This window comes from Flavobacterium sp., assembly GCF_036515215.1.
Taxonomy (GTDB): domain Bacteria; phylum Bacteroidota; class Bacteroidia; order Flavobacteriales; family Flavobacteriaceae; genus Flavobacterium.
Genome location: NZ_DATBVQ010000160.1, coordinates 1 through 9,230 on the forward strand (window position 1 = coordinate 1; position 9,230 = coordinate 9,230).

The following is a 9,230-nucleotide window of genomic DNA, read 5'->3' on the forward strand; positions in this document are numbered from 1 at the left end:
TGCTTTAGGTTTTGTAGAGGTTGAAAAGTACAGCCTGCAACATTCTCGTTTCCCCAATATTTTCGCATTGGGCGATTGCACCAATGCTCCTTGCAGCAAAACGGGTGCGGCAATTCGAAAGCAAGCCCCGGTAGTGGTTGCCAATCTATTATCTGTTATGAACCAGCAAAAACCAACGGCTTTTTATGATGGCTATAGTGCCTGCCCTATTCCCACGCAATATGGTAAATTAATGCTCGCAGAATTTGATTATGACAACAAACCCAAAATGACTTTCCCTTTTGACCAAGCAAAACCGCGATGGACCATGTGGAAATTAAAAACTAAAATTTTGCCTTGGTTGTACTGGAATAAAATATTAAAGGGAACAGCATAACAGATGGGCCATATCCTTGAAAACCATAGATTTGTTTTGACAGACTGAAAGTCGGCCAGCCAGATAAAAAAACGCAAATTCACAAATTATTTATCCGTTTCGGCATACTTAATTTGTGAATTTTTGGTACATCTAATCCCTAGTCGTCCGCTGCCATAATATAAATCGTCAGTAAAAGAACGCAATAAAAGGTTGTTAAAGAAAATCGCGTTGTCAATTGAGCAAAACGGTAATCATAAGCAGTAGAAGCGAAACGCAGTTTTTGTCCTGGAACATTTCTGCAAATAAGCGGCATTTATGTAACATTAGTCACCTTTAAATATAAACACAAGAATTATCTTTGTATAACAATATTAAAAAACACTATTATGAAAATAGAACAAATATATACTGGATGTTTAGCACAAGGTGCTTACTACATAACTTCAAATGGCGAGGCTGCCATTATTGACCCACTTCGTGAAACACAGCCATATCTGGACCGCTTACAGCGCGATAACGTAAAATTGAAATATATTTTCGAAACGCATTTTCATGCCGATTTTGTTTCAGGACACGTCGATTTGAGCAAAGAAACTGGAGCGCCTATTGTTTACGGACCAAATGCGAATCCTGAATTTGATGCGATTATCGCAGCCGACGGTCAAGAATTTAAAATTGGCAATATTACCATTAGAGCTTTGCATACGCCAGGACATACAATGGAAAGCACCACCTATTTATTGATAGACGAGAACGGTAAAGAGCACGCTGTTTTCTCCGGAGACACGCTATTCATTGGTGATGTGGGAAGACCTGATTTGGCCCAAAAAGCAGCTTCGATGACGCAGGAACAATTGGCGGGAATATTATTCCATTCGTTACGAGACAAAATAATGACTTTACCGGATGACGTCATCGTATATCCGGCCCATGGTGCTGGTAGTGCTTGTGGCAAAAACATGAGCAAGGAAACTGTAGGGACTATTGGTAACCAAAAAGAAACCAATTATGCTTTAAGAGCAAATATGACCGAAGCGGAATTCATCAAAGAAGTGACCGAGGGATTGTTGCCGCCACCTGCTTATTTCGGAATGAATGTGGCGATGAACAAACAGGGATATGAAAGCTTTGAAACCGTTTTAAACAATGGGATGAGAGCCATAAATGCGAAAGATTTCGAAACTGTTGTCGAAGACACTGGAGCCTTAATTTTGGACACCCGAAAAAACGGTGAATTTGCCAAAGGATTTATTCCCCAATCCATAAATATCGGAATCGAAGGCGATTTTGCCCCATGGGTAGGCGCCCTTATCGGTGATGTGAAACAACCTATTATTCTTGTTACCGAAATAGGTCAGGAAGAAGAATCCGTTACACGATTAAGTCGTGTGGGCTTTGACAATCTAGTTGGCCATTTGGAAGGTGGATTTGAAGCTTGGAAAAAAGCGGGAAAAGAAATTGATACGGTAAATAGAATTACCGCCGAGGAGTTTGCCAAGAAAGTGAAAATTGGCGAAAGCAAAGTAATTGATATTCGAAAAGACAGTGAGTATTGTGCGGAACATGTTGACGAAGCTTACAGCAAGCCGCTAGCCAGCATTAACGAATGGATAAAAGACATCGATCCTAAAGAGCCCTTTTTTCTTCATTGCGCGGGTGGATACCGTAGTATGATTGCAGCTTCGATATTACAAGCCCGTGGTTTCAGAAATTTTGCAGAAATAGAGGGAGGTTTTAACGCTATCGCAAAAACTGAAGTCCCAAAAACAGATTTTGTCTGCCAAAGTAAAACGCTATAAATAAATTCAAAACTCTGTAAGTCAAGTATTTATGTCGTAAATTTGTAATTAAAATATAAACTACTTTAACCAATTAAATTTTTATGTCATGAAAAAAAATATGGGGTTAATCGACAAAGTCATCAGAAGTTTATTAGCGGCCCTTATCGCCCTTTTGTATTTTACCAACGTGATTAGCGGTACGGCAGCATTAATTTTGGGAGCGATTGCAATTATCTTACTGATAACCAGTTTTGTCAGCTTTTGTCCGTTATACGCTGCATTAGGCATTAGCACAAGGGAAAAAGAGAAAAGCGAAATAAATAAGTAAATCGTACAACAATTTTGAATATTCAAAAAAACACGACTATGAATAACGATCAATGTTGCGTAACATCTTGTGACAGGCCATTAGACCAGGACTTTTGGGATGCGCAATACAAAACCAAATCCACAGGATGGGATTTAGGCCAAGTTTCACCACCAATTAAAGAATATATTGACGCATTAGACAATAAAAGTTGTCGCATCCTGATTCCGGGTTGCGGGAATACCTATGAAGCGGAGTATCTATTGCAAGAAGGTTTCACTAATGTCACCGTCATAGACATAGCGCCTACATTGGTTGAAGACTTAAAACAAAAATTTGCGGATAATCCTAATATAAAAATAATTCTGGGGGATTTCTTCGAACAGCAGGGCCAGTATGATTTGATTATCGAACAAACCTTTTTTTGCGCTTTGCCGCCAACGATGCGTCAAAAATATGTATGGAAAATGCACCAGATTTTGGTTCAAGGCGGAATATTGGCGGGATTATTATTCAATAGGTCGTTTGAGTTAAGTCCACCTTTTGGCGGAAGCAAGGAAGAATACGAGCTACTTTTCAACAGTGCATTTGATTTTATGAGAATGGATATGGCAACAAATTCGATAGCGCCAAGAGCCAATTCCGAATTGTTCTTTGAATTTAAAAGAAACAGCAACGTACTAGTCAATCTCTATCAATTTGAAGGGATAACTTGCAGCGGATGCATGGATACGGTTACAAGCAAGTTTGAAGCCTTAAACGATGTTCTAAGCGCAAGTATGAGCACCGATTTTTCGGAAGTTCTGATTGTCGGTAAAAATGAATTGCCCCTGGAGGAACTACAGGCCATCGTTTCGTATGACGAAAAATATAAAATTAAAAAAAATAAAGGAAGCGAGAGCATGAAACAGTTACTATTTAGAAATTGGCATGCCATGAGGTGGATTCGTCTGCTAATTGGCCTCTTTTTCATACAGCAAGCCATCCAGTATCATGAGTTTTTGCTAGGTTTCATGGCTGCTTTTTTCTTGTTTCAAGCCGTTTTTAATACGGGATGCAGCCTAAACGGATGTGGAGTGTCAACATTTAAAAAAAGTAAAAATGAACAGTAGTTTTGAGAATATCATAAAATCAGAAAAACCGGTATTGATTGATTTTTTTGCAACATGGTGCGGCCCCTGTAAAGTGCTTGGCCCCATTTTGAAAGAAGTGAAAGACGATTTGGGAGACCGAATTTCAATCATAAAAATTGATGTAGATAAAAACCAGCAAGTGGCTTCCCAGTATCAAGTTCGTGGCGTACCCACGATGATCTTGTTTCAAAACGGAAAACAATTGTGGCGCGAGTCGGGCGTTTTGGATAAAACCGCGATCATTAAAATCATAGTGGAAAAAAGCAACAAATGACAAAAAAAGCGATTATAATCATAGTGATTGGCGTAATCATTGGCGCTATTGCCGGTTATCTCTATTATCATTTCGTTGGTTGCGCCTCAGGAACATGTGCGATCACTTCCAAACCGCTAAATTCCACCTTGTACGGGAGTTTAATGGGCGGATTGGTTTTCAATATGTTCGTAAAAACTGAAAAAAAACAATAAAATTTAAAAAAAGTAAGTGCGATTACTTTTTTTTTCTACCTTTGTTAACCAAATGGTTAAACTGTACGGTTAGTAAGATGGAAAAGAAAAAACAAGAAAATACAGAACTAGAAATACTGAATGCCGCCAAAGACGTTTTCCAAGAAAAAGGAATGGCGGGTGCAAGAATGCAGGAAATTGCTGATAAGGCGGGAATAAATAAAGCGTTGTTGCATTATTATTACAGAAGCAAACAACTGCTCTTTGAAGCAACATTTAAAAGCGCTTTTTCAATAATGGCGCCTCAATTAAATCAGGTATTAAATGATGACCGAGAACTATTTGACAAGATTAGAAATTTTACAGAAAAGTACATCACTTTCGTAATGAAGCATCCTTACTTGCCCAATTTCGTTATCCAAGAAATCAATAAGAATCCTGAATTTGTACAAAAATTAAAGACGGAGAAAAATTTCCCTTCGATTGATAAATTTAAAATTCAAGTAGCTTCAGCAATCGAACAAGGGCTCATCAAACCCATTGATGCGGAACAACTATTTATTAATATCATTTCGTTAAATGTATTTCCGTTTATTGGGAAACCGCTATTAAAGGGACTCATAAATGCTGATGAGAAAATGTTCCAAAAAATATTGCAAGACCGAACAACCGAAGTGGCCGATTTTATCATTAATGCTATAAAAAAATGAGAAAAATAATTCTACTATCCCTTTTAGTATTGCCACTTTTTTCTGTGGCGCAGGAAACTTTATCATTGGAAGATTGTTATGCTTTGGCCAGTAGAAATTACCCCTTAGCTAAACAAAACGAGTTGCTGCTACAAAAATCCAGTTTGGACACGGAAGTCCTCAATAAAGGAAAACTCCCCAAAATAGATTTGAACGCACAAGCGACATATCAATCAGATGTCACGCAATTACCCATTAGCTTGCCAAACGCCACCATAAACCCGCCGAACAAAGATCAATACCGTGCCACCTTGGATTTCAATCAATTACTTTACAATGGAGGTTTGATTGATGCCAATGCCAAAATTAAGGAGGCCCAAACCAAGACGCAACAACAACAAGTGGAAGTGAGTTTATACCAATTGAAAACCAGAATCAATCAATTGTACTTTTCCACTCTATTGCTGCAAGAACGCGCTGGCATTCTATTGGTAAAAGACGAACAATTGAATTCCAAAATTAAAGAGGTTAAAGTTGGAGTGAAGTTTGGCGCGATACTTCCTGCCTCCGAAAAGGTTCTGGAGGCGGAAAAATTAAAAATAAAACAACAACTTACCGAAATTCACTACGACAAAAAGAGAGCGCTTGAAAGTTTGTCAACACTAACCTATTCGACAATCAACGAACGGTCGACTTTGGTAAAGCCAAAAACCGCTACTGACTTTAATACTGAAAACAATAGGCCCGAACTGAAATTGTTCGATTTGCAAAACGAACAAATAAATCTTTCTAAAAACATCCTTTCAAAAAACAATCTGCCCAAAGTGAATGCATTTGGCCAGGCCGGTTACGGGAATCCAGGACTCAATATGCTTGACAATACGTTTCAGACTTTTTATGTCGTTGGGGTAAAAGCCAACTGGAATCTGTTTGACTGGAATAAATCCAAAACAGAACAGCAGGCACTATCCGTTTCGGAAGCAATCGTTTCAACGGAAAAAGAAACTTTTGTGCTAAATACCAATTTGCAGTTGCAGGAAATGGAAAACGAAATAATTAAAACGGAGGAAATGATCTCCAGCGATTCAGAGATTATCGCTTTAAGGGAATACGTCGTTAAATCGTCGGATGCCCAACTGAAAAATGGAGTCATCACGGCATCGGAATATTTGGTGGAACTGACCAATTTATTCGAGGCTAAAACAAATCAAAAACTCCATGAAATTCAATTGGCTTTAGCCAAGGCAAATTATCAAGTTATAAAAGGCATTTAGTAATTATTATAAATGATGAATTTTAAATTTTTAAAATTTAGACTACAAAATTCAAAACAGACATGAAAAAGACAATTACATTATTAATCCTTCTCGGCCTGCTCTCTTGCAATAACAACAATGACAAGGCAGACGGCTACGGTAACTTCGAAGCGACAGAAATTACGATTTCGGCCGAAGCCAACGGCAAAATAGAATTCTTGAATCTCGAAGAGGGATCTGTTTTGGAACCGAACCTTCTTGTCGGGTTGATTGACACCACTCAATTGTATCTGAACAAACAGCAATTAATAGCATCCAGAAACACGGTTTATTCAAAATCAAAAAATGTTTTGTCGCAAGACGATGTTTTGCAAGAGCAACTAAAAACGACCTTGATCGAGAAAAGAAGAATTGAAAATATGTTTGCCGAGAACGCGGCCACTAAACGACAACTGGATGAAATTGACGGAAAAGTAAATGTATTGAAAGAACAAATAAAAAGCGTAAGAACCCAAAATGCGCCTATCACAAACGAGGCCAAGTCAATTGATGTTCAAATCGAAAAAATTGAGGACCAAATCCAAAAAAGTAAAATTATAAACCCCGTAAAAGGAACGGTGTTGGCCAAATACGCAGAACCTAACGAAATAACGGCCTTCGGCAAACCCCTTTACAAAATAGCCGACATTTCTGAAATGACATTGCGCGTTTACGTAAGCGAAACCCAATTGCCGAAAATAAAAATAGGGCAAAACGTCACCGTTAAAATTGATTCGGGAACGGAAATGAAACCCTATCCTGGAACTATTTCGTGGATATCCTCTTCGGCGGAATTTACCCCCAAAATCATTCAGACCAAAGAAGAACGAGTAAACTTAGTCTATGCCGTAAAAGCAACGGTTAAAAATGACGGAAGCCTTAAAATAGGCATGCCGGCGGAAATGTGGATTGCAAAATAGAACTCTTTAAAACAACCAAAATGAACTTAAAAAAACTACACACGGAGAATAAAGCAGTACAAACGAAAATACTTTTCTCTGCAACGGAAGGAAAAGTGATTTCGCTACAAATTGCCTCTGGGGAACAACTGAAAGAACACTTAAGCAAAGTCCCAACACTTTTAGTTTGCGTTGCAGGCAATGCCGTTTATAAAGACGAAAAAGAGTCAGTCATAAATTTAAAATCGGGCGATTACGTGAATATTGAGCCTGAAGTAAAGCATAGAATCGACGCCATAGAAGAAAGCAATTTTTTATTGATCAAATAATGGGTATACAAGTCCAAAATATTTCAAAATCCTACCACGACATCGCTGCGGTCAAGTCCATTACTTTTGAAGTAAAGGAAGGAGAATTATTTGGACTCATAGGGCCGGATGGAGCCGGAAAAACAACATTGTTCAGGATCCTGACCACGCTACTACTCGCCAATGAAGGAACAGCTACCGTAGCCGGCTTTGATGTCGTCAAGGAGTATAAATCCATTCGGACTGTGGTGGGTTATATGCCAGGGAAATTTTCCTTGTACCAGGATTTAACTGTCGAGGAAAACCTGAATTTTTTCGCCACGATCTTCGGCACCACCGTTGAAGAAAACTACGATATCATCAAGGAAATCTACGTCCAGATTGAGCCCTTTAAAAATCGACGCGCCGGAAAACTTTCGGGAGGAATGAAACAGAAGCTAGCCTTATGTTGCGCTTTGATTCACAAGCCAAAAGTGCTATTTCTCGACGAACCCACTACAGGGGTAGATCCAGTTTCGAGAAAAGAATTTTGGGAAATGCTAAAACGCCTGCAGCAAAAAGGGATTACGATTCTGGTTTCTACACCTTACATGGACGAGGCCGCTTTGTGCGACAGAATTGCATTGATACAAAAAGGGACCATATTAAAAATTGACACACCCGAAAACATCATTAAAAAATATGACAAAACCATTTATGATGTTCAGTCAAATAATACCTATCAACTGATCCAAGACTTAAAAAATTATCCGAGTCAGTACAGTGTTTTTGCATTCGGGGAATACATCCATTACATCGACAAAAAATCGGTTTTTAACCCTCTGGAATTAGAAAATTATTTAAAAAAGAATGGTCATCAAGATATTGTGCTTAAAATTTCAAAACCAACAATTGAAGATGTATTCATGGATTTAACGAACCTAAACCAATAAGCATTGAGCCAAGAAAAAATCATATCCGTAAAAAACCTCAGCAAGAAATTTGGCGCTTTCACCGCGGTCAACAACATTTCGTTTGATGTGTATAAAGGGGAAATTTTTGGATTCCTCGGAGCAAACGGAGCAGGAAAAACGACGGCCATGAAAATGCTTATCGGAATTTCAAACGCCAGCTCGGGAGAGGCAACCGTCGCAGGTTTTGACGTGAAAACCAATTCCGAAATGGTAAAGAAAAGCATCGGCTACATGAGCCAGAAATTTTCCATGTACGATGATTTAACCATCAAGGAAAACATTACTTTTTTTGGTGGGATTTATGGATTAAGTAAAATTAGAATCAAAGAGAAAACGACGCAATTAGTTCAAGAATTACAACTCGAGGAAGTTGTCGACAAATTGGTTGGTTCGTTGCCGTTGGGCTGGAAGCAAAAACTGGCGTTTTCGGTTGCGTTATTACACGAGCCCAAAATTGTGTTTCTCGACGAGCCCACCGGAGGCGTGGACCCAATCACCAGACGACAATTCTGGGAAATGATTTATGCGGAAGCCCATAAAGGGACTACGTTATTTGTCACCACCCATTACATGGATGAAGCCGAATATTGCGACCGTGTTTCCATTATGGTAGAAGGGCACATAGAGGCGCTGGATACCCCAAAAAACCTAAAGCAACAATATGGGGTAGATTCTATGAATGAAGTCTTTCTGAAACTGGCAAGAAACATAGAATAAGATAAAAGAAGAGAGAACAAAGAGAAGAGAGAAAAGAAATAGAAAGTAAAAATAAAATGAAATGAAACGATTTTTCGGTTTTGTAACCAAAGAATTTTACCATATTTTTAGGGATAAGCGTTCGATGTTTATTCTTTTCGGGATGCCTATTGCCCAGATCATGCTTTTTGGCTTTGCCATTACAAACGAAATCAACAACGTTAACATCGCCATTCTGGACAAATCGAAAGACGCGGAAACACAAAAAATAATTAATAAAATCAGTGCTTCACCTTATTTTCATATCGAACAGGAAATCAGCAGTGAAACCCAAATAGAGTCCATATTCCAAAAAGGAAAAGTG

11 protein-coding genes and 2 pseudogenes are annotated in these 9,230 nt (G+C 38.6%); all 13 read left to right on the forward strand.

The annotated features are described in order from the left end of the window. Nucleotides 1-376, forward strand: a pseudogene (locus VIH09_RS10695) (NAD(P)/FAD-dependent oxidoreductase); the annotation flags it as partial. Nucleotides 377-744: 368 nt separating this feature from the next. Beyond that, nucleotides 745-2,157 (forward strand): MBL fold metallo-hydrolase, encoded by a 1,413-nt coding sequence (locus tag VIH09_RS10700; protein WP_331580778.1) that lies wholly within the window; start codon nucleotides 745-747, stop codon nucleotides 2,155-2,157. 88 nt (nucleotides 2,158-2,245) lie between these two features. Further along, nucleotides 2,246-2,467, forward strand: coding sequence for a DUF2892 domain-containing protein (locus VIH09_RS10705; RefSeq protein ID WP_331580780.1), 222 nt, complete (start codon nucleotides 2,246-2,248; stop codon nucleotides 2,465-2,467). A gap of 38 nt (nucleotides 2,468-2,505) precedes the next feature. After that, complete coding sequence (locus VIH09_RS10710; protein ID WP_331580782.1) at nucleotides 2,506-3,558, forward strand: methyltransferase domain-containing protein; 1,053 nt, start codon at nucleotides 2,506-2,508, stop codon at nucleotides 3,556-3,558. Then, nucleotides 3,548-3,853: a thioredoxin gene (gene trxA, locus VIH09_RS10715; protein WP_331580784.1), complete on the forward strand. Its 306-nt coding sequence runs from the start codon at nucleotides 3,548-3,550 to the stop codon at nucleotides 3,851-3,853. The genes VIH09_RS10710 and trxA overlap by 11 nt, the downstream gene beginning before the upstream one ends. Further along, nucleotides 3,850-4,047 (forward strand): DUF6132 family protein, encoded by a 198-nt coding sequence (locus VIH09_RS10720; protein ID WP_331580786.1) that lies wholly within the window; start codon nucleotides 3,850-3,852, stop codon nucleotides 4,045-4,047. The genes trxA and VIH09_RS10720 overlap by 4 nt, the downstream gene beginning before the upstream one ends. A gap of 77 nt (nucleotides 4,048-4,124) precedes the next feature. Then, nucleotides 4,125-4,736: a TetR/AcrR family transcriptional regulator gene (locus tag VIH09_RS10725; protein WP_331580788.1), complete on the forward strand. Its 612-nt coding sequence runs from the start codon at nucleotides 4,125-4,127 to the stop codon at nucleotides 4,734-4,736. Beyond that, entirely contained in the window at nucleotides 4,733-5,989 is a 1,257-nt protein-coding gene (locus VIH09_RS10730) for a TolC family protein (RefSeq protein ID WP_331580790.1), read from the forward strand. The genes VIH09_RS10725 and VIH09_RS10730 overlap by 4 nt, the downstream gene beginning before the upstream one ends. 62 nt (nucleotides 5,990-6,051) lie before the next feature. Then, a complete protein-coding gene (locus VIH09_RS10735; protein ID WP_331580792.1) occupies nucleotides 6,052-6,930 on the forward strand; it encodes an HlyD family secretion protein in 879 nt (292 codons plus the stop codon). 20 nt (nucleotides 6,931-6,950) lie between these two features. After that, nucleotides 6,951-7,238, forward strand: coding sequence for a hypothetical protein (locus VIH09_RS10740; RefSeq protein WP_331580794.1), 288 nt, complete (start codon nucleotides 6,951-6,953; stop codon nucleotides 7,236-7,238). Continuing rightward, the gene (locus tag VIH09_RS10745; RefSeq protein WP_331580796.1) at nucleotides 7,238-8,149 is read left to right on the forward strand and encodes an ABC transporter ATP-binding protein; all 912 of its coding nucleotides are present in this window, start codon (nucleotides 7,238-7,240) and stop codon (nucleotides 8,147-8,149) included. The genes VIH09_RS10740 and VIH09_RS10745 overlap by 1 nt, the downstream gene beginning before the upstream one ends. A gap of 3 nt (nucleotides 8,150-8,152) precedes the next feature. After that, a complete protein-coding gene (locus VIH09_RS10750; protein WP_331580798.1) occupies nucleotides 8,153-8,887 on the forward strand; it encodes an ABC transporter ATP-binding protein in 735 nt (244 codons plus the stop codon). A 61-nt stretch (nucleotides 8,888-8,948) separates the two neighbouring features. Beyond that, nucleotides 8,949-9,230, forward strand: a pseudogene (locus VIH09_RS10755) (ABC transporter permease); the annotation flags it as partial.

Bases quoted from the DNA above. Each gene is read 5' to 3' on its own strand.
- VIH09_RS10700 (WP_331580778.1), top strand. From the start codon at position 745: ATGAAAATAGAACAAATATATACTGGATGTTTAGCACAAGGTGCTTAC.
- VIH09_RS10725 (WP_331580788.1), top strand. From the start codon at position 4,125: ATGGAAAAGAAAAAACAAGAAAATACAGAACTAGAAATACTGAATGCC.
- VIH09_RS10705 (WP_331580780.1), top strand. From the start codon at position 2,246: ATGAAAAAAAATATGGGGTTAATCGACAAAGTCATCAGAAGTTTATTA.
- VIH09_RS10710 (WP_331580782.1), top strand. From the start codon at position 2,506: ATGAATAACGATCAATGTTGCGTAACATCTTGTGACAGGCCATTAGAC.
- VIH09_RS10720 (WP_331580786.1), top strand. From the start codon at position 3,850: ATGACAAAAAAAGCGATTATAATCATAGTGATTGGCGTAATCATTGGC.
- VIH09_RS10730 (WP_331580790.1), top strand. From the start codon at position 4,733: ATGAGAAAAATAATTCTACTATCCCTTTTAGTATTGCCACTTTTTTCT.
- VIH09_RS10745 (WP_331580796.1), top strand. From the start codon at position 7,238: ATGGGTATACAAGTCCAAAATATTTCAAAATCCTACCACGACATCGCT.
- VIH09_RS10740 (WP_331580794.1), top strand. From the start codon at position 6,951: ATGAACTTAAAAAAACTACACACGGAGAATAAAGCAGTACAAACGAAA.
- trxA (WP_331580784.1), top strand. From the start codon at position 3,548: ATGAACAGTAGTTTTGAGAATATCATAAAATCAGAAAAACCGGTATTG.
- VIH09_RS10735 (WP_331580792.1), top strand. From the start codon at position 6,052: ATGAAAAAGACAATTACATTATTAATCCTTCTCGGCCTGCTCTCTTGC.